The sequence below is a fragment of the Streptomyces sp. NPDC048191 genome (assembly GCF_040652655.1).
Lineage (GTDB): Bacteria > Actinomycetota > Actinomycetes > Streptomycetales > Streptomycetaceae > Streptomyces.
Window position 1 is genome coordinate 21,367 of the sequence record NZ_JBEZMO010000016.1, and the last position, 24,030, is coordinate 45,396.

At 72.2% G+C, this 24,030-nt stretch carries 22 protein-coding genes and 1 pseudogene; 10 read left to right on the forward strand and 13 right to left on the reverse strand.

Annotated elements, in window-relative coordinates:
• Positions 1-243: 243 nt before the first annotated feature.
• Complete coding sequence (locus tag AB0D93_RS24760) at positions 244-1,056, forward strand: SAM-dependent methyltransferase (protein WP_362122890.1); 813 nt, start codon at positions 244-246, stop codon at positions 1,054-1,056.
• A complete protein-coding gene (locus AB0D93_RS24765) occupies positions 1,053-3,197 on the forward strand; it encodes an EAL domain-containing protein (RefSeq protein ID WP_362122893.1) in 2,145 nt (714 codons plus the stop codon). The genes AB0D93_RS24760 and AB0D93_RS24765 overlap by 4 nt, the downstream gene beginning before the upstream one ends.
• A gap of 90 nt (positions 3,198-3,287) precedes the next feature.
• Here the strand turns inward: AB0D93_RS24765 and AB0D93_RS24770 are convergent.
• From AB0D93_RS24770 to AB0D93_RS24780, 3 genes and pseudogenes are all read right to left on the reverse strand, one after another.
• Positions 3,288-4,520, reverse strand: a pseudogene (locus AB0D93_RS24770) (MFS transporter); the annotation flags it as partial.
• Between the two features lie 47 nt (positions 4,521-4,567).
• Positions 4,568-5,026 carry a MarR family transcriptional regulator gene (locus AB0D93_RS24775; protein ID WP_362122896.1) on the reverse strand — a complete coding sequence of 153 codons (459 nt, stop codon included), beginning with the start codon at positions 5,024-5,026 and terminating at the stop codon, positions 4,568-4,570.
• Positions 5,027-5,101: 75 nt separating this feature from the next.
• Positions 5,102-5,986: a LysR substrate-binding domain-containing protein gene (locus AB0D93_RS24780; protein WP_362122898.1), complete on the reverse strand. Its 885-nt coding sequence runs from the start codon at positions 5,984-5,986 to the stop codon at positions 5,102-5,104.
• 120 nt (positions 5,987-6,106) lie between these two features.
• On the opposite strand from AB0D93_RS24780, the gene AB0D93_RS24785 reads away from it, so the two are divergent.
• From AB0D93_RS24785 to AB0D93_RS24805, 5 genes are all read left to right on the forward strand, one after another.
• Positions 6,107-6,778, forward strand: coding sequence for a succinate dehydrogenase (locus AB0D93_RS24785; protein ID WP_362123373.1), 672 nt, complete (start codon positions 6,107-6,109; stop codon positions 6,776-6,778).
• Position 6,779: 1 nt separating this feature from the next.
• The gene (locus AB0D93_RS24790; protein WP_362122900.1) at positions 6,780-8,729 is read left to right on the forward strand and encodes a fumarate reductase/succinate dehydrogenase flavoprotein subunit; all 1,950 of its coding nucleotides are present in this window, start codon (positions 6,780-6,782) and stop codon (positions 8,727-8,729) included.
• A complete protein-coding gene (locus AB0D93_RS24795) occupies positions 8,726-9,475 on the forward strand; it encodes a succinate dehydrogenase/fumarate reductase iron-sulfur subunit (protein WP_362122903.1) in 750 nt (249 codons plus the stop codon). The genes AB0D93_RS24790 and AB0D93_RS24795 overlap by 4 nt, the downstream gene beginning before the upstream one ends.
• Positions 9,476-9,711: 236 nt before the next feature.
• On the forward strand, positions 9,712-10,482 hold the full coding sequence (locus AB0D93_RS24800) for a GNAT family N-acyltransferase (RefSeq protein ID WP_362122906.1): 771 nt from the start codon (positions 9,712-9,714) through the stop codon (positions 10,480-10,482).
• The gene (locus AB0D93_RS24805; RefSeq protein ID WP_362122910.1) at positions 10,482-11,432 is read left to right on the forward strand and encodes a lysophospholipid acyltransferase family protein; all 951 of its coding nucleotides are present in this window, start codon (positions 10,482-10,484) and stop codon (positions 11,430-11,432) included. Before AB0D93_RS24800 ends, AB0D93_RS24805 begins: the two co-directional genes overlap by 1 nt.
• Here the strand turns inward: AB0D93_RS24805 and AB0D93_RS24810 are convergent.
• The 3 genes from AB0D93_RS24810 to AB0D93_RS24820 form a co-directional block, all read right to left on the reverse strand.
• Complete coding sequence (locus AB0D93_RS24810; RefSeq protein WP_362122913.1) at positions 11,408-13,738, reverse strand: excinuclease ABC subunit UvrA; 2,331 nt, start codon at positions 13,736-13,738, stop codon at positions 11,408-11,410. The two genes, AB0D93_RS24805 and AB0D93_RS24810, sit on opposite strands and share 25 nt — an antisense overlap.
• A 29-nt stretch (positions 13,739-13,767) precedes the next feature.
• Positions 13,768-13,962: an antitoxin gene (locus tag AB0D93_RS24815; protein ID WP_362122916.1), complete on the reverse strand. Its 195-nt coding sequence runs from the start codon at positions 13,960-13,962 to the stop codon at positions 13,768-13,770.
• A gap of 75 nt (positions 13,963-14,037) precedes the next feature.
• Positions 14,038-15,045: an LLM class flavin-dependent oxidoreductase gene (locus AB0D93_RS24820; RefSeq protein ID WP_362122919.1), complete on the reverse strand. Its 1,008-nt coding sequence runs from the start codon at positions 15,043-15,045 to the stop codon at positions 14,038-14,040.
• A gap of 71 nt (positions 15,046-15,116) precedes the next feature.
• Here AB0D93_RS24820 and AB0D93_RS24825 point away from each other — a divergent pair, with 71 nt between their 5' ends.
• Entirely contained in the window at positions 15,117-15,608 is a 492-nt protein-coding gene (locus AB0D93_RS24825; RefSeq protein WP_362122922.1) for a hypothetical protein, read from the forward strand.
• 22 nt (positions 15,609-15,630) lie between these two features.
• Here the strand turns inward: AB0D93_RS24825 and AB0D93_RS24830 are convergent, their stop codons facing one another.
• Positions 15,631-15,846: a dodecin gene (locus AB0D93_RS24830; protein WP_362122925.1), complete on the reverse strand. Its 216-nt coding sequence runs from the start codon at positions 15,844-15,846 to the stop codon at positions 15,631-15,633.
• 223 nt (positions 15,847-16,069) lie between these two features.
• On the opposite strand from AB0D93_RS24830, the gene AB0D93_RS24835 reads away from it, so the two are divergent.
• Positions 16,070-17,323 carry an extracellular solute-binding protein gene (locus AB0D93_RS24835; RefSeq protein ID WP_362122928.1) on the forward strand — a complete coding sequence of 418 codons (1,254 nt, stop codon included), beginning with the start codon at positions 16,070-16,072 and terminating at the stop codon, positions 17,321-17,323.
• A 1-nt stretch (position 17,324) separates the two neighbouring features.
• On the opposite strand, the gene egtD is transcribed toward AB0D93_RS24835, so the two are convergent.
• The 4 genes from egtD to egtA are packed head-to-tail and all read right to left on the reverse strand — an operon-like array spanning position 17,325 to position 21,728.
• Positions 17,325-18,284: an L-histidine N(alpha)-methyltransferase gene (gene egtD / locus AB0D93_RS24840; protein ID WP_362122931.1), complete on the reverse strand. Its 960-nt coding sequence runs from the start codon at positions 18,282-18,284 to the stop codon at positions 17,325-17,327.
• Positions 18,281-19,060 carry an ergothioneine biosynthesis protein EgtC gene (egtC, locus tag AB0D93_RS24845; RefSeq protein ID WP_362122934.1) on the reverse strand — a complete coding sequence of 260 codons (780 nt, stop codon included), beginning with the start codon at positions 19,058-19,060 and terminating at the stop codon, positions 18,281-18,283. The genes egtD and egtC overlap by 4 nt, the downstream gene beginning before the upstream one ends.
• On the reverse strand, positions 19,060-20,397 hold the full coding sequence (gene egtB / locus AB0D93_RS24850) for an ergothioneine biosynthesis protein EgtB (protein ID WP_362122937.1): 1,338 nt from the start codon (positions 20,395-20,397) through the stop codon (positions 19,060-19,062). Before egtB ends, egtC begins: the two co-directional genes overlap by 1 nt.
• On the reverse strand, positions 20,394-21,728 hold the full coding sequence (gene egtA, locus AB0D93_RS24855) for an ergothioneine biosynthesis glutamate--cysteine ligase EgtA (protein ID WP_362122940.1): 1,335 nt from the start codon (positions 21,726-21,728) through the stop codon (positions 20,394-20,396). The genes egtB and egtA overlap by 4 nt, the downstream gene beginning before the upstream one ends.
• A 279-nt stretch (positions 21,729-22,007) precedes the next feature.
• Here egtA and AB0D93_RS24860 point away from each other — a divergent pair, with 279 nt between their 5' ends.
• Complete coding sequence (locus tag AB0D93_RS24860; RefSeq protein WP_362122943.1) at positions 22,008-22,901, forward strand: TIGR02452 family protein; 894 nt, start codon at positions 22,008-22,010, stop codon at positions 22,899-22,901.
• Here the strand turns inward: AB0D93_RS24860 and AB0D93_RS24865 are convergent.
• Positions 22,886-23,332: a type II toxin-antitoxin system PemK/MazF family toxin gene (locus AB0D93_RS24865; RefSeq protein WP_362122946.1), complete on the reverse strand. Its 447-nt coding sequence runs from the start codon at positions 23,330-23,332 to the stop codon at positions 22,886-22,888. The genes AB0D93_RS24860 and AB0D93_RS24865 overlap by 16 nt on opposite strands.
• Before the next feature lie 198 nt (positions 23,333-23,530).
• Positions 23,531-23,944 (reverse strand): hypothetical protein, encoded by a 414-nt coding sequence (locus AB0D93_RS24870; protein WP_362122949.1) that lies wholly within the window; start codon positions 23,942-23,944, stop codon positions 23,531-23,533.
• Positions 23,945-24,030 lie beyond the last annotated feature (86 nt).

Sequence of the window (24,030 nt, forward strand, 5' to 3'; positions counted from 1 at the left end):
TCCGCCCCCTCCGCACCGCACGGAGGGGGCGGACCGTTGTGCGTGGTGGGGCGGCGCATCCGGGAAGGAGGCGGCCAAGGCGGCACAGGCGTCGCACAGCGGGGTCTTACGGGCACTTGCCGCAGGCAGTGGCGGGGAACGGACGGTCAATTTCCGTTTTGGGTCGCTCCTTTGGCGGGCGATCAGTAGCCTCAGCTCGAACACCGGATCGCCTGCCCCTGTCGCCTACCGTTGGAGAGATACATGGAGCGTCCCGCCTGGGCCCCACGAAGCATCGACATCTCGGTGCCGAGCGTCTCGCGGATCTACGACTACTACCTGGGCGGCTCGCACAACTTCGAGGTCGACCGGGAAGCGGCCCGCAGGGCGATGGAGTTCATGCCGGGCCTGCCGAAGATCATGCAGGCCAACCGGGCGTTCATGCGCCGTGCCGTACGGTACGCGGCCGGGGAGGGCATCACCCAGTTCCTCGACATCGGCTCCGGCATCCCGACCTTCGGCAACGTCCACGAGGTGGCCCAGGCGGCCGTACCCGGCGCCCGCGTGGTCTACGTCGACCACGACCCCGTCGCCGTCGCGCACAGCCAGGCGGTCCTGGCGGGCAACGACGGGGCGGACGTGGTCGCCGCGGACCTGCGCAAGCCGCAGGAGATCCTCTCCAGTCCCCAACTCGACCGGCTGATCGACCTGAACCGGCCGGTCGCGCTCCTTCTCGTTGCCATACTGCACTTCGTGGAAGACGCGGACGACCCCTACGGTGCGGTGGCCGAGCTGCGCGAGGCGCTCGCGCCCGGCAGCCTGCTGATCCTCACTCATGCCTCGTACGAGGGAATCCCGCTGCCTGCCGGGCGGGCCGAGGGCGCGGTGGACGTATACAAGGACATTCGCAACCCGCTGATCATGCGTTCGCGCGACGCGATCGCGCGGTTCTTCGAGGGGTACGACATGGTGGAACCCGGACTGGTGCCGATGCCGCACTGGCGGCCGGAGTCGGCGCCGGAGGACGAGGATCCGTTCGCCTTCTCCGGATTCGCCGGCGTGGGGCGTACGGCGTGAGCGCGGAGCCGGACGGGCCGGAGGACAGACTGCGCCGGTTCACGACGATCTGGAGCCGGGCGGTCTACCCGGTGACCTCCACGTCGCTGACCCGCCCGGAGTTCGAGGAGGAACTGCTTCCGCTCGCACGCCGGTTGAGCGAGCTGCTGCGCGCCCGGGGCTTCGACGCGGACGGCGCGAAGGCGGTCGGCGCCGCCCTCGTCGGCGCGCACTGCACCGACCCCGAGGCGCTCTCCCGGACCCTGGACTGCGTCGACGCCTATCTGGTGCTGTACTGCGCCGAGAACGGCCCCCAGGACGAACCGCGTATCCGTGCCTCGCGGTTGCAGCACGCGATGGCCGCCGGGTACGCCGAGGCGCTGCGCGAGCGCACGCTCGCCGAGCAGGAGTCCATCGCCCAGGCCGCGTTGCAGGCGCAGGGCGTGGTCGCGCAGGCGTTGCACGCCAGCGAGGCGCGCTTCCGCGCGCTCTTCGAGGGCGCGGCCATAGGCATCGGCATCGCCGACCTCGACGGGAACGTCCTGCAGGTCAACGGGGCGCTGCTGCGCATGTTCGGCCTCTCCGAGCACACCCTGCGCGGCCGCCGGGTGCAGGACTGGGTGCATCCCGAGGACGCGCCGCAGACCTGGAAGCTGTACGACGAACTCGTCCGCGGCGAGCGCGAGCACTACCACCTCGAAAAGGCCTTCAACCGGCCCGACGGCACGGTTCTGTGGACCAACCTGACGGTCTCCCTGCTGCGCGACGCCGACGGCGCCCCGCAGTACCAGCTCGCCCTCATGGAGGACACCACCGAGCGGCGGCTGCTCAATCTCCGGCTGCGCTACGAGGCGACGCACGACGCGCTCACCGGCCTGCCCAACCGCTCGCTGTTCTTCGAGCGCCTGGAGAAGGCCCTGAACGCGGGCGAGGGCCAGCGTTTCGGGCTGTGCTACCTCGACCTGGACGGCTTCAAGACCATCAATGACAGCCTCGGGCACGCGGCCGGCGACCGGCTGCTGGTGGAGGTCGCCGACCGGCTGCAGTCCTGCGCGACCGCACCCGGCGAGATGGTCGCCCGGCTCGGCGGCGACGAGTTCGTGGCCCTGACCACCGGCCCGGGCACCGAGCGCGAGGTCGACGAACTGGCCGAGCGCATCATGAACGCCCTGATCACCCCGATCAGCATCGACGGGCGGGACCTGATGGTGCGGGGGAGCCTCGGCATCGTCGAGGGGCCGGCGGGTGAGCGCACCGCGGCGGAGGTCCTGCGCAGCGCGGACATCACCATGTACCGGGCCAAGTCCGCGGGCGGCAACCGCTCCGAGCTCGCCGACCCCGAGGCCGACGCCCGCGCCATCACCCGCCACGGCCTGACGACGGCCCTTCCCACGGCCCTGGAGCGCGGCGAGTTCTTCATCGAGTACCAGCCCCTCGTCCATCTCGGCGACGGCAGTGTGCGCGGAGCGGAGGCCCTCGTGCGCTGGCTGCACCCGCAGCACGGCGTCCTCGGCCCCGACCGGTTCATCCCGCTCGCCGAGCACACCGGGCTGATCGTCCCGCTCGGCCGCTGGGTCCTGGAGGAGTCCATCCGGCAGGCCCGCGCCTGGCGAGAACGCCACGGCGAGGAGACGGCCGTCGGCCCCCTGCGCATCAACGTCAACCTGTCGCCGTGCCAGCTCAGTCATCCGGGGCTGGTGCAGGACACGGTGGACATCCTGGAGCGGGCCGGTGTCGCCCCGGACGCGCTGTGCCTGGAGGTCACCGAGTCCGCGCTCATCGGCGCCGACGACGATCTGCTCAAACCCCTGCACCGGCTGGCCGAGATGGGCGTCGACATCGCGCTGGACGATTTCGGAACCGGTTACTCCAACCTCGCCAACCTGCGCCGCCTGCCGGTGCGGATCCTCAAACTGGACCGCTCCTTCACCCGGGGTATGCAGCAGTTCCCCGCCGACCCCGTCGACCTGAAGATCGTCGAGGGGATCGTCACCCTGGCCCACAGCCTGGACCTCGCGGTCACCGTCGAGGGCGTGGAAACCGGTGCCCAGGCCGAGCAGTTGCGGATACTGGGCTGCGACACCGCCCAGGGCTGGTACTACGCCCGGCCGGGCCCGCCGGAACGGTTGCACGACCTGGCGCTGGTGGACGCGACGGGTTGACGGGGCGCGACCGTCCTCGGCTGCGGCTGCGTCGTGGCTGGTCGCGCCCCGCGGCGGTAGCCGCACATCGGGCAGAGCCCCGCGCGCCTAAGGGGCGCTCATCGGTGACGCCTCCGCCGGCACCGGGTCCACGTGGTCGCCCGCGTGTGCCTCGGCCTGTCGTACGAGTCGGTGTCCGCCGGCCAGGACGGGGACGGCCAGGACGAACGTGGCGGCACCCACGTAGAACGGCACGCTCAGATCGGTCGCGTCGGCCAGCTTGCCGGCGACATAGGGCGCGAGACCGCCGCCGATGAACCGCAGGAAGCCGTAGGCGGAGGAGGCGACGGGGCGTTCCACGGGCGAGACGAGCATCACCGCCTGGGTGGTGAGGGTGTTGTTGATGCCGATGAAGGCGCCGCTCACGACGACCGCCACGATGACCACGGCCGGCGTCCTCACCCCGGCGGCGATGACGGCCATCACGACGCCGAGTCCGAGCAGGTTGACGTAGAGCACGGGCGCCGTGCCGAAGCGGGCCTGGAGGCGCGGGGCGACGAACACGCTGAAGACCGCCACCAGCAGACCCCAGCCGGTGAAGACGAGTCCGAGCCGGTGGGCGTTCAGCTCCATCGGGTACGGGGCGTAGCCGAGCATGGTGAAGAAACCCCAGTTGTACAGCAGGGCCATGACCCCCATGGTCAGCAGCCCGCGATGGCGCAGGGCCCTGAGCGGGGCGACGGGCGAGGTGGGCCGGGCGGGCCTGGGCAGCGACGGCACGAAGGCCAGGGTCGCCGCCAGGGCTATCGCCATCAGTACCGCGACGCCGAAGAAGGGACCGCGCCAGCTGATGGCGCCCAACTCGCCGCCGAGCAGCGGTCCGACGGCGATACCGAGGCCGAGTGCCGTCTCGTACAGGATGATCGCGCCGCCGAAGCCGCCGCTTGCGGAGGCGACGATCACGGCGAGGGAGGTCGCGATGAACAGCGCGTTGCCGAGCCCCCAGCCCGCGCGGAAGCCGACGATGCCGTTGATGGAGCCGGAGGTGCCGGCCAGGGCGGCGAAGACGACGATGAGGGCGAGGCCGGTCACCAGGGTGCGCTTGGCGCCGAGGCGGCTGGAGACCCAGCCGACGATCAGCATGGCCACGGCGGTCACGATCAGGTAGCTGCTGAACAGCAGGGAGACCTGGCTGGGCGTGGCGTCGAGGCTCTGGGCGAGGGCGGGCAGGATCGGGTCGACCAGGCCGATGCCCATGAACGAGATCACGCAGGCGAACGCGACGGCCCAGACGGCCCTCGGCTGTTTGAAGGGACTCGCGGCCCCTCCGTGCGAAGCACTCATGTGCGGTTCTCTCCCGGTGGGTTGAGGGAGCTGCGGGGTGGCGGGTGTCAGTCGTGGGCCGCGCGGTCCTCGATCGCCCGGGCCAGGGCGGGCAGGGCGAGCCGCACCGCGTGCCGTTCCGGTTCGGTCAGCTCGTCGACGAGTTCGCCCAGCGCCTCCGCCCGTTCGGCGCGGCGGCGGCGGAAGACCTCCATGCCGGTGCCGGTCACCTCGACCAGGACGCCCCGGCCGTCACGGCTGTCGGCGGTGCGCCGGACCAGGCCCGCCCGCTGGAGCCGGGTGACGAGCTGCGTCATGTTGGGCTGGGAGACGCCCTCGGCCCGGGCCAGATCGGTCAGCCGGTGCGGGCCCTCGCGGCCCAGCCGGGCGAGTGCCGAGGAGGCGGCGGTGCTCAGCCCGCCGGCCGTGGCGCTGCGGCGCACGTACCGGACCAGCTGCTCGACCGCGATGATCAGGTCCTCCGCCGACGCATCGGGCCCGGCCGTTTCCATAACCCGCTTATGCATAACCGCATTATGCAGATAGATGCACACTGAAACAAGATGTGCCGTGAAACCCGTGCACGTCGCCCCGGTCGGGCGTCACCGCTCCAGCAGCATGCGCTGCAACTCCCGTGCCGCGCGCGGCGGAGCCACGTCGCTGCGATGGGCCAGCGCGATCGTGCGGTACAGACCCGGCCTGGCCAGCGGGGTCACCCGCAGCCCCCGTCCGGACCTGGTCGCGACCATGCGCGGTACCACGGCCAGGCCGAGCCCCGCCCGTACGAAACCGAGGACCGCGTCCATCTCGCCGCCCTCCACCGCGAAGTCCGGCTCGAAGCCCTCGGCGCGGCAGGCCGCCACGGTCAGCTCCCGCAGGTCGTAACCGTGCCGGAACATCACCAGCCGCTCGCCCTCCAGATCGGCGATGCGCACCACCCGCCCGCCCCTCCCCGGTGCCGGCGCCTCCGGGGAGGACACCACGACCAGGTCCTCCCGCAGCAGCTCCACGGTGGTGAGCGCGGGTGCCGGGGCCGGCAGCGGCAGCACGATCAGGGCGAGATCGAGTGCGCCCCGGGCCAGTTCCCGCACCAGGTCGTGCGAACCGCCCTCCTCGATCAGCAGCTGGATGCCCGGATAGCGGTCGTGGAAGGCGCGCAGCACGTCCGGCAGCAGGCCCGTGCACAGACTCGGCGTCGCCCCCAGCCGCACCCGGCCGCGCCGCAGCTGCACGAGCTCCTGCACCTCGTACCGGGCCGTGTCCGCGTCGGCCAGGATCCGCCGGGCCAGCGGCAGCAGCGCCTCGCCGGCGTCGGTGAGGGTGATGTTGCCGCGGGCGCGCAGGAAGAGATCCGCGCCCAGTTCCCGCTCCAGCGCCTTGATCTGCTGCGACAGCGACGGCTGGGCGACGTGCACCAGCTCGGCGGCGCGGGTGAAGTGCCGGGTCTCGGCGACCGCGACGAAGTACTGGAGCTGCTGGAACTGCATCCAGCAAGGATAGCTTGCGCCTATGGAATCAAGCTGCACCATGTCTTGGACTGATCGGCCACCTGGCCCCTAGCGTGCTGTGCCATGGCTCTGGCAACGCGGACGGACCGACGGCCGTCCATGGCGCGCACGATGTGGGACTCCTCCGTCGGCAAGAAGACGGTGATGGCCGTCAGCGGACTGATCATGCTGCTGTACCTGGTGGCGCACATGATCGGCAATCTGAAGATCTACTTCGGAGCGGGCGAGTTCAACCACTACGCCCACTGGCTGCGCACCATCGGCGAACCCTTCATGCACTACGAGTGGACGCTCTGGCTCATCCGGATCGTCCTCGTCGTCGCCGTGGTCGCCCACGCCACGTCCGCGTACCAGCTCAGCCGCCGCGACATCAGGGCGCGGCCCAGCAAGTACGTGCACTCGAGGCCCCGGGCGAGCTACGCCACCCGCACCATGCGCTGGGGCGGCATCATCCTCGGCCTGTTCATCGTCTGGCACATCCTGGACCTGACCACCGGCACCGTGCACTCCGGCGGTTTCCAGGAGGGCCACCCGTACCAGAACGTGGTCGACACCTTCTCCACCTGGTACGGCGACGTCATCTACATCGTCGCGATGCTCGCGCTCGGCCTGCACATCCGGCACGGCTTCTGGAGCGCCGCGCAGACCCTCGGCGTCGGCAGCCGCGCCCGCGACCGCGCCCTGAAGACCGTCGCCAACGTCCTCGCGCTGCTGCTCACGGCCGGTTTCATCGCCGTACCCGTGGGCGTCATGACCGGAGTGGTGAGCTGACATGACCGAATACGTGAACTACGCGACGGGCGAGCCGGTCGCCGACGGCAGGGCCCCGTCCGGCCCGATCAACGAGCGCTGGGACAAGCGCCGTTTCGAGGCCAAGCTGGTCAACCCCGCCAACCGGCGCAAGCACACGGTCATCGTCGTCGGTACCGGTCTCGCGGGCGGCTCCGCGGGCGCGACCCTGGCCGAACAGGGCTACCGCGTCGTCCAGTTCTGCTACCAGGACTCCCCGCGCCGTGCCCACTCCATCGCCGCGCAGGGAGGCATCAACGCGGCGAAGAACTACCGCAACGACGGCGACTCGATCCACCGGCTGTTCTACGACACCGTCAAGGGCGGCGACTTCCGGGCGCGCGAGTCCAACGTGCACCGGCTCGCGCAGATCTCGGTCGAGATCATCGACCAGTGCGTGGCGCAGGGCGTGCCGTTCGCCCGCGAGTACGGCGGGCTGCTCGACACCCGCTCCTTCGGCGGTGTCCAGGTCTCCCGCACCTTCTACGCCCGCGGCCAGACGGGCCAGCAGCTGCTGCTCGGCGCCTACCAGGCGCTGTCCCGGCAGATCGCCGCCGGCAACGTGGAGATGCATCCGCGCACGGAGATGCTGGACCTGATCGTCGTCGACGGGCGGGCCCGCGGCATCGTGGCCCGCGACCTGGTCACCGGCAAGATCGACACGTACTTCGCCGACGCCGTCGTCCTCGCCAGCGGCGGTTACGGAAACGTCTTCTACCTGTCGACCAACGCCATGAACTCCAACGCCACCGCCGTCTGGCGGGCGCACCGGCGTGGCGCCTACTTCGCCAACCCCTGCTTCACACAGATCCACCCGACCTGCATCCCGCGCACCGGCGACCACCAGTCCAAGCTCACTCTCATGAGCGAGTCGCTGCGCAACGACGGCCGGATCTGGGTGCCCAAGGCCAAGGGCGACACCCGCCCGCCGAACCAGATCCCCGAGGACGAGCGCGACTACTACCTGGAGCGCATCTACCCCTCCTTCGGCAACCTGGTCCCGCGTGACATCGCGTCCCGCGCCGCGAAGAACGTCTGCGACGAGGGCAGGGGAGTGGGCCCCGGCGGCCAGGGCGTCTACCTCGACTTCGCCGACGCCATCCAGCGGATGGGCCGGGGGGCGGTCGAGGCCAAGTACGGCAACCTCTTCGACATGTACCAGCGGATCACCGACGAGGATCCGTACGAGGTACCCATGCGGATCTACCCGGCCGTGCACTACACGATGGGCGGTCTGTGGGTCGACTACGACCTGCAGACCACCGTCCCCGGCCTGTTCGCGATCGGCGAGGCCAACTTCTCCGACCACGGCGCCAACCGGCTCGGCGCGTCGGCGCTGATGCAGGGCCTGGCCGACGGCTACTTCGTGCTGCCGGCCACCATCAACGACTACCTGGCCCGCAACCCGCACCAGGACCCGGTCACCGTCGCGCACCCCGTCGTCCAGGAGGTGCTGGCCGAGACCGACGACCGGCTCGCCCGGCTGCTCGCCGTGGACGGCGACCGCACCCCGGACTCCTTCCACCGTGAACTCGGCGAACTGATGTGGGAGTTCTGCGGCATGGCCCGCACCGACTCCGGCCTGCGCAAGGCCCTGGAGCGCATCCCGCAGATCCGCGAGGAGTTCTGGCGGCGCATCAAGGTGCCCGGCACCGGCGAGGAGTTCAACCAGTCGCTGGAGAAGGCCAACCGGATGGTCGACTACCTGGAGCTCGCCGAGCTGATGTGCCTCGACGCGCTGCACCGCAGCGAGTCCTGCGGCGGTCACTTCCGCGAGGAGTCCCAGACCCCGGACGGCGAGGCCGCCCGCAGGGACGACGAGTTCGGCTACGCGGCGGCCTGGGAGTTCACCGGTACGAGCACCGCACCCGTCCTGCACAAGGAAGACCTGGTCTTCGAGTACGTCCACCCCACCCAGCGGAGCTACGCATGAAGCTCACCCTGCGCGTCTGGCGGCAGAAGAACGCCGACGCCGAAGGCGCCATGTCCACTTACGAGGTGGACGGCATCTCGTCCGACATGTCCTTCCTGGAGATGCTGGACGTCCTCAACGAGCAGCTCATCCTGTCCGGGGAGGAGCCGGTCGCCTTCGACCACGACTGCCGCGAGGGCATCTGCGGCGCGTGTTCGCTCGTCATCAACGGCGACGCGCACGGGCCCGAGCGCACCACCACCTGTCAGCTGCACATGCGGTCCTTCAAGGACGGCGACACGATCGACATCGAGCCGTGGCGGGCCGCCGCGTTCCCGGTGATCAAGGACCTGGTCGTGGACCGCTCCGCGTTCGACCGGATCATCCAGGCCGGCGGCTACATCACCGCGCCGACCGGATCCGCGCCGGAGGCCCACGCGACGGCCGTGCCCAAGGCCGACGCCGACTTCGCGTTCGAGCACGCGGAGTGCATCGGCTGCGGGGCGTGCGTGGCCGCGTGCCCCAACGGCGCGGCGATGCTGTTCACCTCCGCCAAGGTCAACCATCTCAACGTCCTGCCCCAGGGCGCGCCCGAGCGGGAGACCCGGGTGCTGGACATGGTGGCCCAGATGGACGCCGAGGGCTTCGGCGGGTGCACGCTGACCGGAGAGTGCGCGACCGCCTGCCCGAAGGGGATCCCGCTGGTGTCGATCACGCAGATGAACAAGGAGTGGCTGAGGGCCAACCGGAAGGTGGGGAAGAGGTAGTACCCCGGGGAGGGAAGCGTTCGTCGCACAGGCGAACGGGCGGGGCCGGGAGTGGTGCTCACCGGCCCCGTCTGGTTTTCCGGTGATCGCCGGGACCCCGGCGTTCAGCATTCCCACATCCTGTCTCCTGGCACAGGTCACGCGCACGCCAACCGGCATCGGAAGAACAGGAACGGCGGGCCGACACGCACCAGCCCGCCGCCGTCGCCGAACCGGCCCGTGACCAGGAGAGAGCCATGACCGGCGTTTCCACCCTCGACCGCCCCCCACAGCCCGCGGCACCCACCCGCTACACCGTCACCCTCGCCCGGGACGAGGACGACGTGCGGGCCGCCCAGCAGCTGCGGCACGACGTCTTCGCCGGTGAGATGGGGGCCCTGCTGGCCACGCCGCACCCCGGACTGGACGTGGACTCCTTCGACGCCCACTGCGACCACCTGCTCGTGCGCGACACCGTCACCGGACAGGTCGTCGGCACCTACCGGCTGCTGCCGCCGGAGCGGGCCGCGGTGGCCGGCCGGCTCTACTCCGAGGGCGAGTTCGAGCTGTCCGCGCTCGACCCGATCCGGCCCGGACTGGTCGAGGTCGGCCGCTCCTGCGTCCACCCCGACCACCGCGACGGCGCCGTCATCGGGCTGATCTGGGCCGGCATAGCCCGTTACATGGTCGACCGCGGGCACGAGTGGCTCGCGGGCTGCTGCTCGGTGCCGCTCGCCGACGGCGGGATGCTCGCCACGGCCACCTGGGAGCGGGTGCGTGCAAGGCACCTGGCACCCGAGGAGTTCCGGGTACGGCCGCTGCTGCCGTGGGCCCCGGACACCGGGGCCCCGGCCGGGCACAGCGAGCTGCCCGCCCTGCTGCGCGGCTATCTGCGCCTCGGCGCCTGGGTGTGCGGCGAGCCCGCGCACGACCCGGACTTCGGGGTCGCCGACCTGTACGTGCTGCTGTCGATGCGCCGGGTGAACCCGCGCTATCTGCGGCACTTCCTCTCCCTCGTGCCGGCCTGATGAGCGTCTGGCTGCCCAGCGCGCCCTGCACCCCGGGCGCGTGTGTGGAGCAGGCCCGGGCCGCCGCGGCCGTACCCCGTGCCGTGCTGCGGCTGACCGCGGTCGTCGTCCTGATGCTGGCCGGTGTCGCGCTGTCCCCACTCGGCGGGAGGATCCCCGCCGAGTGGGTCAGGCGGTGGAGCCGGGCGATCGTGCGGGCCATCGGGGTCCGGGTCCGGATCAGCGGCACCGCCGCTCCGGCCGGCGGGCTGCTGCTGGTCGCCAACCACGTCTCGTGGCTGGACATCCCGCTGCTGGCCGCCGTGCGCCCCGCCCGGATGCTCGCCAAGACGGAGATCCGGCAGTGGCCGGTGGCGGGGGCGCTGGCCGCCCGTGGCGGGGTCCTGTTCATCGAGCGCGACCGGATCCGCGCCCTGCCGGCGACGGTCGCCCGGATCGCCGAGGCCCTGCGTGAGGGTGCGGCCGTGGCCGCGTTCCCCGAGGGCAGCACCTGGTGCGGGCGGGCCCAGGGCCACTTCCGCCGGGCCGTCTTCCAGGCCGCGCTCGACGCGGGCGTGCCCGTGCAGCCGGTCAGCCTGCGCTACCGGCAGGCCGGCGGCGGGCCGAGCACGGCGGCGGCGTTCGTCGGCGAGGACACCCTGCTCGCCTCCCTGTGGCGGGTGGCCCGTACCCGGGGCCTGATCGCGGAGGTGGAGACACGGCCGCTGATCCCCCCGGGCGCCCACCCCGACCGCCGGGGTCTCGCCGCCGCGGCGCAGCCGATCGCTTGCGAGCCCGCCTGGACCCACGCGGCCGTGGTCACCGGAGGTCCACAGCGCCCCCCAACGGCCGCGGGGCACCGTCCGACCCGCGGATACCGTCAGGGGGACGCGACCAGCCACGACGTCGCCATGGACGACCGACGGCACGGCGCGGCACTCACTCCTCAGGGCATGACCCGCGCCAGATAAGGGGCCGTCGCACTGCCCGCCGCCCGCGCGACCTGCTCCGGTGGACCCGAAGCGACGATACGGCCGCCCCGGTCACCCCCGCCGGGGCCCAGGTCGATGACCCAGTCGGCGCCCGCGACCACCGTCATGTCGTGCTCGACCACCACGACCGTGTTCCCGGCGTCGACCAGCCCGTGCAGCCGGTCCATCAGCACCTCCACATCGGCCGGGTGCAGTCCGGTGGTGGGCTCGTCCAGCAGATAGAGGGTGTGGCCGCGCCGGCCGCGCTGCAGTTCGCCGGCCAGCTTGATCCGCTGGGCCTCTCCGCCGGACAGCTCGGTCGCGGGCTGCCCGAGCCGCAGATAGCCGAGGCCCACGTCGAGCAGGGTGCGCAGGCTCCGGGCGGCGGCCGGTACGTCCGCGAAGAACTCCGCGGCGCCCTCCACCGTCAGATCCAGCACCTCGGCGATGTTCCGTCCCCGGTACGTCACCTGGAGCGTCTCGGGGTTGTACCGGGCACCGCCGCAGTCCGGGCAGGGCGCGTACGTGCTCGGCAGGAACAGCAGCTCGACGCTGACGAACCCCTCGCCCTGGCAGGTCTCGCAGCGCCCGCCGGCCACGTTGAAGGAGAACCGCCCGACGCCGTACCCGCGCTCCCGCGCCTCCCCGGTGCCGGCGAACACCTTGCGCACGACGTCGAACAGGCCGGTGTAGGTCGCCAGGTTGGAGCGTGGGGTGCGCCCGATCGGCCGCTGGTCGACCCGGATCAGCCGGTCCACGCCCGCCGGTCCCTCCGTCAACTCGCCGACGAACGTGGACTTCCCGGAGCCGGAGACGCCGGTGACGGCGGTGAACGCGCCGAGCGGGAACTCGGCCGTCACCGCGCGCAGGTTGTGCCGGCTCACCGGCCCCACCTGCAACCAGCCGCGCGGCTCACGGACTTCACGTGCCGGCCCGGGTGACTCGTCGAAGAGGAACGCGGCCGTCGCCGACTCCTCGACCGACGCCAGCTCGGCCGGCGGCCCGCTGTACAGCACGCGCCCGCCGTGCTCGCCCGCGCCGGGGCCCACGTCCACCAGCCAGTCGGCGCCGCGCACCACCTCCAGGTGATGCTCCACCACGAACACCGAGTTGCCCGCGGTCTTCAGCCGGTCCAGCACGGTCAGCAGAGCCTCGGTGTCCGCGGGGTGCAGCCCGGCGGACGGCTCGTCCAGGACGTACACCACGCCGAACAGCCCGGACCGCAACTGCGTCGCGAGCCGCAGCCGTTGCAGCTCGCCCGCCGACAGGGTGGGCGTGGACCGGTCCAGGCTCAGATAGCCGAGGCCCAGCTCGACCACCGGCGCGATCCGGGACTTCAGATCCTCGGTGAGGACCCGTGCGGTCGCGTCGCGGCCGTCGAGCAGCGCGGCGAGGTCGGTCAGCGGCAGCGCGGCCAGTTCGGCGATGGTCCGCCCGCCGAAGGTCACCGCGAGGGCCTCGGGCCGCAGCCGGCTGCCCCCGCACACCGGACAGGGCGCGGCGGTCAGGAAACGTTCCGCCTTCGCCCGCAGCGACGCGGACCTGGTGTCCGAGAAGGTCTTCAGCACATACCGCCGGGCGCTCATGTACGTGCCCTGGTACGGCCGTTGGATGCGGTCCGCGTCCCGCACGGGGTGGACCGTGACGACCGGCTGCTCGTCCGTGAACAGGATCCACTCCCGCTGACCGGCGGGCAGTTCGCGCCAGGGCCGGTCCACGTCGTGGCCGAGCGCGGCGAGGATGTCGCGCAGGTTCTTGCCCTGCCAGGCGCCGGGCCAGGCGGCGATGGCGCCCTCGCGGATGGACAGCGAGGGATCCGGCACCAGCAACTCCTCGGTGGTGCGGTGGACCTGGCCGAGCCCGTGGCACTCCGGGCAGGCGCCGGCCGCCGTGTTCGGCGAGAACGCGTCCGACTCGAGGCGCTCGGCCCCCGGCGGGTACCGGCCGGCGCGGGAGAACAGCATGCGCAGCGAGTTGGAGAGATTGGTGACCGTGCCCACCGAGGAGCGGGAGGTGGGGGCCGCCCGGCGCTGCTGCAGCGAGACCGCGGGCGGCAGCCCGGTGATCTCGCCGACCCTGGGCGCCCCGACCTGGTGGATCAGCCTGCGCGCATACGGCGCGACCGACTCGAAGTACCGCCGCTGCGCCTCGGCGTAGATCGTGCCGAACGCCAGGGACGACTTCCCGGAGCCGGACACGCCGGTGAACACGGCCAGCACGTCGCGCGGGATGTCCACGTCGACGCCCTTGAGGTTGTGCTCACGGGCGCCGCGGACACGGACGTACGGATCATGTGGGCTGTGCATAGAAGGGGGACTCTATCCGCCCCCGTGCGTCACGACCGCGGAGGGTTGTCCCGGTTCGGCCGGGTGCCGAACTCGTCCCTCGCCCGGTCCTGCGCGGCGTCGACCTGCGACTGGTACTTGTCGCCGGTGCGCTGGTCGATGTAGTCGCCGCCCTTGTCGATGCCCTTGTCGGCCATGCCCTCATGACCCTTGAGCATGCCCTTGATCTTGTCCATGAAGGACATGGCAGCCCTCCTCGTCGCTTGAGGCTTCCCCTCCCAGGGTCACCGGCCCCGGCGGCGTTCGCATCTCGAGCCCGGTCAGCCGCGCGGTGCGAAGAGCGAGGCGAGCCTGCGGTAGGAGTCCACCAGGGCGGCACGGTCGTACCCACTCGTGGTGACCAGCACCTCGTCGGCGCCCGTCTCCTTCAGCACCGTCTCCAGCTCGGCTGCGACCTGCTCCCCGGTGCCGGCGATGTGACCGGCGAGCCCCGCCTCGTAGAAACCGCGCTCCTTCGCGGTCATCGGGCGGGCCTCGATCTCCTCGGCCGGGGCGAGCGGCGGGAAGGTGCCGTGGGTGCGCGAGAACGCCATCGACCAGGCCTCCGGCAGAAGCAGCCGCCGGGCCTCCGCCTCGGTGCCGGCGACCGCGACCGCGCCGGAGATCACGACGTACGGTCCGAGGGCCCAGGGGGAGGGACGGAACAGGGAACGGTACTCGTCGATGCCGCGCAGCATCTTCTCGCGGCCGCGCAGATCGCCGATCACCATCGGCAGTCCGGCGCGCGCCGCGATCCGTGCGCCCTCGCCCATGGCCAGCACGAACGGCGGCACCCGCAGCCCCTCCGCCGGGCGCGCCCGCACCCCGGCCGGCGAGCCGCCCTCGAACCAGCCCAGCAACTCGCCGAGCTGGGCCGCGAAGTCCTCGGCGACCTCCTTGTCCCGGCCGAGGGCCTTGCGCACCCCGTCGGTGAAGCCGACGGAACGCCCGAGTCCCATGTCGATCCGGCCGGGGAAGAGGGACTCCAGGACGCCGAACTGCTCGGCGACGACGAGGGGTTGATGGTTGGGCAGCATCACCCCGCCGGTGCCGACCCGGATCGTGCGGGTGGCCGAGGCGACCGCGGCTGCGAGCACGGTCGGCGCGGAACCGGCGACCCCGGGCACCCCGTGGTGCTCGGACACCCAGAAACGGTGGTAGCCGAGCGCCTCCGCCTCCCGCGCCAGCGCCACGGTGTCCCGCAGCGCCTCGGCGGGTGGACGCCCCTCGCGGGTGCGGGAACGGTCGAGGACGGAGAAGCGGGTCCGGGCGATCACTGTGCTGCTCACGCAGTGTTCAACGTCCTGCCGGGCCCGGGATTCCCGAGGCGGTCCCGCCGGCCCCGCTAGGCTGGACCCCCGTGACCGACAGCAACAGCCGTCCGCTCGCCGTTTTCGACCTGGACAACACCCTGGCCGACACCGCTCACCGGCAGCACTTCCTGGAGACGCGGCCGAAGGACTGGGCCGCCTTCTTCGCCGCCGCGCCCGCGGACCCGCCCCTCCCCGAGGGCATCGCGCTGGCCGTGGAGAGCGCCCGGGAGTGCGAGGTGGTCTACCTCACCGGACGCCCCGAGCGGTGCCGGCGCGACACGTCGGACTGGCTCGCGGCCCACGGGCTGCCCGAGGGGCGGGTGCACATGCGGGGCAACGCCGACCGGAGGCCCGCCCGGTTCGCCAAGCTGGAGATCCTGCGCCGGCTCGCGCGGGACCGCGAGATCCGTGTCCTCGTGGACGACGACGAACTGGTCTGCGACGACGCGGAGCGCGCCGGGTTCACCGTCGTACGGGCCCGCTGGGCCGCGAAGTCCGCCGCGCTCGAAGAGGCTCAGGAGCGGGAGGGCCGCACCTGAGCCGGGAGGGGACCGGTCCGCATCAGGTCTGGTCCTCGATGCGGAAGCCCAACTTCAGGCCCACCTGGTAGTGCTCGATCCGGCCGTTCTCTATCTGGCCCCGGACCTGGGTCACCTCGAACCAGTCCAGGTTGCGCAGTGTCTGGTCGGCGCGGGCGATGCCGTTGCGGATGGCTTGGTCTATGCCCTCGTGCGACGTGCCGACGATCTCGGTGACCCGGTAGGTGTGATTCGACATCGGGGTGCTCCTCTCGTGTCACGCCGTATTCCACCGTGCCCCATCCCCGCGCCGCCCGCACGGTGTCCCGCACACGTACCGCGGGTAGCCCTTGCGCCCCCTTGACCCCTCGCATTGGTCCATACCAAAATCCAGCACACCCGTACGAGCGCCACCGCTCGTCCCCCCACGCCGGGCCCCCACCCCTGTCCGCATCCTCCTGCCAGACAGAACAGGACCCCTCGTGAGACGTCGTCTGCTCGCCGTCGTGTGCATCACCGGTTGCCTCGTGAGCGCCTGCGGGATGCTCCCGGGCCGGCACGAACGCAAGACCGTCACCGTGTGGCTGATGAAGGACAGCGCCTCCGAGGAGTTCCTCCGGCGCTTCACGGCCGACTTCGAGCGCGGCCACAAGGACCTGCGCCTCGACATCCGCATCCAGTCGTGGAACGGCATCGTCGACAAGGTCGACAAGGCGCTCAAGGACGACTCCGGCGGCGGACCCGACGTCATCGAGGTCGGCAACACCCAGGTGCCGCTGTACGCGGACGGCGGCAAACTCGCCGACCTCACGCTGGAGTCGATGCGCGACTGGGGCAAGGACAAGTGGCTGCCCGGCCTCGCCCAGCCGGGCAACGACGGCAACGCGCAGTACGGCATTCCCTGGTACGCGGCCAACCGGGTCGTGATCTACCGCAAGGACCTGTTCCAGGCGGCCGGCATCACCCGTCCGCCGACGACCCGCGAGGAGTGGCTCGCCGACACCGGAAAGCTCAACTCCGGCGGCAACCAGGGGATCTACCTCGCCGGGCAGGACTGGTACACGCTCTCCGGGTTCATCTGGGACGAGGGCGGCGACCTCGCCCGGCAGAAGGACTACAAGTGGCAGGGCACCCTCGACAGCCCGGCCGCGCTGCGGGGCATGGACTTCTACCGGCGGCTGCAGGCGCTGGGCCGCGGTCCCACGGACGCGGACGAGGAACACCCGCCGCAGGCCGGGGTGTTCGCCGGCGGCAGGGTGGCGCAGATCGTCGCCGTACCGGGACTCGCGCAGTCGATCGTGCGGCAGAACCCGGAACTGAAGGACGAGCTGGGCTTCTTCCCGGTGCCCGGGAAGACCGCCGCGCGGCCCGGCACCGTGTTCACCGGCGGCTCCGACCTCGTCGTCGCCGGACACACCAAGGACCAGTTCGCCGCGACCGCCGTGGTCGGGGCGCTCGTCGGCGCCAAGTGGGACACCGAACTCGCCCGCACCATGAACTACGTGCCCAACAAGACGACGCTGGCGGGCGCGGTGGCGGGCGAGGAGGGGGTCGCCGCCATGGCCGCGGGCGCGGCACACGGCAGGGCGACCCCCAGCACCCCTCAGTGGGCCGACGTCGAGGCCGACAACCCCATCAAGGAGTACATGACCCGGGTGCTGACCGGGGCGGACCCGGCGACGGAGGCCCGCCGGGCCTCCGCGAAGATCACCGGGGAACTCGCTCCGGACGTCTGAGTCACCGCACCACGCTCAGCGACAGCGCGAAACGGCCCTCCGCGTCCGTCCACCAGTGCGTCAACTCCAGTCCTGCGGCCGCCAGTTCCGCGGCGACGCCGTCCCTGCGGAACTTCGCGGACACCTCGGTGCGCAGCTCCTCGCCCGCCTCGAAGTCCACGGCGAGGTCCAGCGCGGGCACCTTCACGGTCTGCGCGACACGGGAGCGCAGCCGCATCTCGATCCACTCGTGCCCGGCGTCCCACAGCGCCACGTGGTCGAAGGCGTCCGGATCGAAGTCGGCGCCCAGTTCCCGGTTCACGACGGCCAGCACGTTCTTGTTGAACGCGGCCGTCACCCCGGCGGCGTCGTCGTACGCCCGGACCAGCACCCGCTCGTCCTTGACCAGGTCCGTGCCGAGCAGCAGCCCGTCGCCCGGAGCGAGCAGGGAGCGCACGGAGGCCAGGAACTCGGCGCGTTCGGCGGGCAGCAGATTGCCGATCGTGCCCCCCAGGAAGGCCACCAGCCGGGGCCCGGGAGTGGCGGGCAGGGCCAGCGGGGCGGTGAAGTCGGCGATCAGCGCGTGGACGTCGAGGTCCGGGAGTTCCTCGACGAGCGCCTTCCCGGCCTGGGTGAGGGCGCTCTCGCTGACGTCGACCGCCACGTAGGCGGAGGGCGCGAGCGCGTCCAGGAGGAAGCGGGTCTTCTCCGAGGAGCCCGAGCCGAGTTCGATCAGCGTGCGGGCACCGCTGGCGGCGGCGATCTCGCCGGAACGGGTGGCGAGGATCTCCCGCTCGGCCCGGGTGGGGTAGTACTCGGGCAGTGTGGTGATCTGCTCGAACAGTTCGCTGCCGCGGGCGTCGTAGAACCACTTGGGCGGCAGCCACTTGGGGTTGACGGTGAGGCCGCTCCGGACGTCGGCGCGCAGCGCGGCCTCCGTCGCGTCCTCGGGGAGTGTGCGGGTGACGAGAAGGGGGTTCACGTACAGGGCTCCTTCGAAGGTGCGGACGCCGGGTCCTCGAGCGGTGCGAGCAGCACGCCGGCGCGGCTCGCGGTGAGCACGGTGCGGTCGGGGACCTCTTGCCAGCGCGGGTCGTCGTCGTAGGGTTCGGAGGCGACGACCGTGCTCCGGCCGGGCTCCGTGCGGTACCAGAGGGTGTCGCCCCAGGCGGTGGCGGCGATCGTCGTGCCGTCCGTCAGCAGCAGGTTGAGCCGGGAGGCCGGGGCCGCCTCGGCCACCCGGCGAACCGTTTCACCGAGGGCCTGGTCCGGCTCGTCACCGCAGCGCAGCCGGTGCAGGACCAGCGCCCAGACGAACGCCGAGTCGGTACGGGCCTGCAGCGACAGCAGGTCGACCGGGGGCAGTGCGGACACCAGCGGTGCGGCCGAGTCGGGCCAGCCCGCGACGGCGCCGTTGTGACTGAACAGCCACCGCCCCGAGGCGAAGGGTGCCGCGGCGGCCTCGGCGTCGGCCCCCGCGAGCGTCGCGTCCCGTACGGCGGCCAGGACGGCGCCGGAGCGCACCACGCGGGCCATGTCGGCGAAGGACAGGTCCGCCCAGATCGGCCCGGCCCGGCGGTAGCGAGCCGGTACGGGGTCGACCGGGGCGTACCAACCGACGCCGAACCCATCGGCGTTGACGGTCCCGTAGCGCTGCCGCCTAGGCGCCCACGACTGGCGCAGCAGGCTGTGCTCGGGCTCCACGAGAAGCCGGCCGAGCGACTCCTCGGGCCCCACGTAGGCCAGGTGACGGCACATCAGACGGCCTCCGAACGGGCGGTGCGGAACCCGGAGAAGATCTGCCGCCGGATCGGATAGTCCCAGTTGCGGAACGTACCCCGGCAGGCCACCGGGTCCACGGCGAACGAACCGCCGCGCAGCACCTTGTGGTCGGAGCCGAAGAACACCTCCGAGTACTCCTTGTACGGGAAGGCCCTGAAGCCCGGGTACGGCAGGAAGTCGCTCGACGTCCACTCCCACACGTCACCGATCAACTGCCGTACGCCCAGCGGTGACTCACCGGCCGGGTAACTGCCGGCGGGTGCGGGCCTGAGGTGCCGCTGGCCCAGGTTGGCGTGCTCCGGCGCCGGGTCCGCGTCGCCCCACGGGTAGCGCCTTGACCGGCCGGTGGCCGGGTCGTGCCGGGCGGCCTTCTCCCACTCCGTCTCGGTGGGCAGCCGGCGCCCGGCCCAGCGGGCGTAGGCGTCGGCCTCGTACCAGCACACGTGCAGCACCGGCTCCTGCGGCGGGACCGCCTCGGTGACCCCGAAGCGGCGCCGCAGCCAGCGGTCGCCGTCCCGGCGCCAGAACAGCGGCGCGCCGATCGAGTGCTGCTTGATGTGCGCCCAGCCCTCCGCGGTCCACCAGCGCTCGGTGTCGTAACCGCCGTCGTCGATGAACGCCTGGTACGCCCCGTTCGTCACCGGGGTGGTGTCGATCCAGAACGGCGCCACCTCCCGGACGTGCGCCGGGCGTTCGTTGTCCAGCGCCCACGGCTCGGCCGACGTGCCCATCGTGAACGGGCCGCCCGGCACCAGGACCTCGGCCGGGCCGGTGAACAGCGCGACCGGTTCCGGGTCGGGGGCGGTCAGCGCCTGCGGACCCCTGCGGAGCTGATGGGTGATCAGCATCGTCTCGTCGTGCTGCTGTTCGTGCTGGGCGATCATCCCGAAGGCGAATCCGGCCTCGGTCAGCCGGGTGCCGTGGAAGTCCGCGCCCGCCAGCAGGTCCGTGACCCGGCCGCGCACCTCGGCCGCGTACCGGCGGGCCTCGGCGGGCGCCAGCAGCGGCAGCGCGGGCCGCTCGGCCCGCGGGTGCTCGAAGGCGTCGTACAGGCTGTCGATCTCGGGCCGCATGGCGTCCCGGCCGCCGACCGCCCGCAGCAGCCACAACTCCTCCTGGTTGCCGATGTGCGCGAGGTCCCACACCAGCGGGGACATCAGCGGCGAGTGCTGGGCGGTGAGGTCCGGCTCCTCCACGCAGCTGGTGAGCAGCGTGGTGCGGTCACGGGCGGTGGTCAGCGAGGCCAGCACACGCTCGCGCAGCGCCTCGGTGTCCACCTCGGTCGTCGCGGTGTCGGTCTCGGGGGCGGTCATGTGCGGATGTCCTTCCTGCCGTGTGCGGTGCGGCCGGGCCGGGACGAGGGCAGTTCACTGCCGCGCAGGTGGTCCAGCAGGTCGTCGGCGGGGCAGCGGCCGCGCGCGACATGGCGGTCCCGGTACGCGGCCACCGCCTCGATCACCCCGGTGGTGGCGCCGAGTCGGGGCAGTGCCTCCAGCGCCGCCGCGAAGCACACGGCGGCGGCCTCGCACAGCTCCGGGTCGGCGAGCCCCCGCCGGGCCGCGTCGGTCCACAGCGGGTTGTGCGGGGCGGGCAGGCCCAGGGTCCGCTCCGCAAGCGGTTTCACGGTCCGGTACGCCGTCTCGGCGGCCTCCGGATCGTCGAACAGCGCCGCCGTCACCGCGAGCGGCACGATCCAGCCGTCGTCGCCGGGCTGCGCGTCGATCATCCGCAGCTCCAGGTGGCCGCGCGGCCGGACCGGCGGGAACAGGGTGGTCAGGTGATAGTCCAGGTCCGTCCGGGTGGGCGGTCTGGGTGACCGGGACCGGGTCCACTCCCGGAAGGTGAGCCCCTCGGGCACCTCCCACGGCCCGCTGTCCCGGCGCACGCACATCACCGGGGAGTCCAGCACATGTCTGGCCCAGGCGGTCCGTGGCTCGGCGTCGAGCGGGGGAGCGCCCGCGCGGCCGGCGCCGATCTCCAGCCACAGCAGCTGCCGGGTGGACCGCCAGCCCGTGGGCTCGCGGCCGATCAGCGGGGAGTTGGCGAACGCGGCGACCAGGACCGGCCCCAGCTGATGGGCGAGCCACCAGCGGCGTGCGTGTCCGAGCGGGCCGGGCTCCTCGTGGCCGGCGTCCACACAGACTTGCACGGAGGCGGAGGCGCACATCATGTGGCGGCCCGCCGGGCCGGTGCGGTCCAGGCAGGCCTCCATCGCGTCGTAGCGCGGCTCGTGCAGGAACCTGCGGGGTGTGTGCCACGGGTCGTGGCCGATGCCGACGAGACCGAGGCCCTGCTCGGCGAGGACACCACGGACGGTGTCCAGGTCGGCGGAGACGGTGTCGATGCACTCCATCAGGGAGGCGGCGGGCGGCGAGCTCAGCTCCAGCTGGCCGCCGGGTTCGACGGTGAGCGGTGAACGCAGGGGCAGGGCCCGCAGAACCGCGTAGACCGCTTCGAGTCGTTCGGGTGTCACGGGGAGCTGCGGGGTCCGCAGCTCATGGATGAGCCACTCCAGCTCGACACCGAGCGAGCGGGGCGGCCCGGTCTTGAAGCAGATGCCCCTGACCAGGGCCTCCACCTCGGCTTCGGTGACGGCGGTGCGGCGGTTCGTACAGTCGCCGTCGTCACTCTGTGAGTCGGACATGTCGGGATCCTCCTGAGATTCCACCATGCCACCGGCCCGGTTCGGACATGGGGGCCGGGCAGGCACTCGTTCCACCCAAGACCCTTGAGTCGATTCGCACAAGGGTGCCCCTCCGGACGTTCTGGTTCCGTCATCTCCGTTTCCGTATCCGTTTCCGGACCGTTCCGGGGGGCGGGAAACTCCGTTGCACCGCATCACCAGCATCACTCAGGATGCGTGCATGAGCACGACGGGGGAGACCGCGCGGGCCGCGGGTACGGCGCCCACGGGGGTGGCGCCGTGAGCGCGCGCCTGCGCGGGATCGCCGCGGAGACGGAACGGATCGTGGCCGCGGGCCGGTACCGGACGGCGGACGGTCGGCAGGTGTCCCTCGCGGCCGGGATCGAGGCCGCGCGGGCCGGTACGCGGATGTTCGGCCCGGAACCGGTCTCTGTACGGCAGACGGGTGAAACCGGTCCCCCCGAGATCGCCTCGGCGCCCGCGACGGACACCGTTTTCGAGGTCACCGGCGAGAGCAGTCTGGAGGCCGCCCGCCGACTGGCCGGCGTGCCGGTCGCGGTCCTGAACTTCGCCTCCGCGCGCAATCCCGGCGGCGGCTATCTCAACGGCGCCCAGGCCCAGGAGGAGGCGCTGTGCCGCGCCTCCGCGCTGTACACCTGTCTGCTGACGGCCCGCGCCTTCTACGACCACCACCGCGCCCACCGCGATCCGTTCTACACGGACCGGGTGATCCACTCACCGGCCGTCCCGGTCTTCCGCGACGACCGGGGGCGCCTGCTGGCCGAACCGTACCTCGCGGGCTTCCTGACCGCGGCCGCCCCCAACGCGGGGGTGGTACGGCGTACGGAACCCGAGCGCGCCCCCGAACTGCCCGGTGCCCTCGCGGTACGGGCCGAGCGGGTGCTGCAGACGGCGGCCGCCCACGACTACCGGCGGCTGGTGCTCGGGGCCTGGGGCTGCGGAGTGTTCCAGAACGACCCGGCGCAGGTCGCGGGCGCGTTCCGGGCGTTGCTCGGCCCTGGCGGGCGGTTCGCCGGGGTGTTCGAGCACGTGGTGTTCGGGGTCCTGGACCGGACACCGGGAACGGTGGTGCGGAAAGCGTTCACACAAGCGTTCCCGGAATCGGGGGACCGCACGGCCGGTGCGCCGTACGCCGGTCAGGTCCAGCCGTAGCGCTCGTGCAGCCGCTGCCGGACCAGGTTGAACCGCATCCGGTCCAGCGCGCACGCCTCACGGCGCATGCCCTCCTCGTGCAGCCGCAGGACGCGGTCCACGTCCACCCACGACTCCCGGCCCGACCGGTCCCACGGCCCGCTGCCTATCGCGACCCACTCGCGGTCGGCGTCGTGCCGCTTGCTGGACAGTTGCACGGCGAGGAAGGTGCCGGCCGCCTCGCGGGCGACGACCAGCACCGGACGGTCCTTGCCCCGGCCGTCGTTCTCCTCGAACGGCACCCAGGTCCACACGATCTCGCCGGGATCCGGGTCCCCGTCGTGCGCCGGGGAGTACTCGGTGCGCACCCGGCCGACCTCACGCGGGTCGGCCTCGGTGGTCGCGTGGGGGCCGTGACGGCCGGGAACGTCCTCATCGGTAAACGTGGTCACGGGGGCACCCTAATGGGCGACACCGGGAGCGCAATGGGCGCCTGCCGTCCGGCCGTTGTCCGGGCGGTGTCCGTCACCAGCCCCGACCGCCGGCCGAACAGCGACAGGTCCGCCCTCCGACCTGGGCCGCCCCCACACCCCCCGCCCGCCAGGGGTGCCGGCGGATGCCCGTTGTGAGGTGTCGGCCGGCGAGCTCGGTCAGGTCCCGGGGCGGGTGCCGATGCGCATGCCCGGACGGCGCTGGTGGACGGTCACGTAGGCCAGTCCCGTCTCACCGGCGGTGATGCTGCGCGGTGCGCCGTGCGGCAGCCAGACCAGGGCGCCCTCGGCGAGCTGCTGCGGTTCGTCCGCCGGACCCGCGCCGAGCAGGCCGTCCCCGGCCGTGACCAGGAGCATCACGTCCAGCTGTGTCTCGGTGTGGGCCACGATCCGGTCGCCCGGGGCGAGCCGTACCACGTTGGCGTCGAGCTGCCGGCCGCTCTCGGCCAGCTTCCAGAGCACCCCACTCGGGGCCGGCGGGGCCTCGGCCAGCGTCCGGGTGTCGCACAGCACGCGGGCTTCCGGCGCGCTGCGGTCGGCCGGCCCGGTGCCCCTCGCGGACGGCGACGTCATCTGGTGTTCCCCTCGGCTCTTCCGTTTCCCGGCCGACAAGTACCCACGGCCGGCCCGCCTGCTCACTCTACAATTAATACATGTAG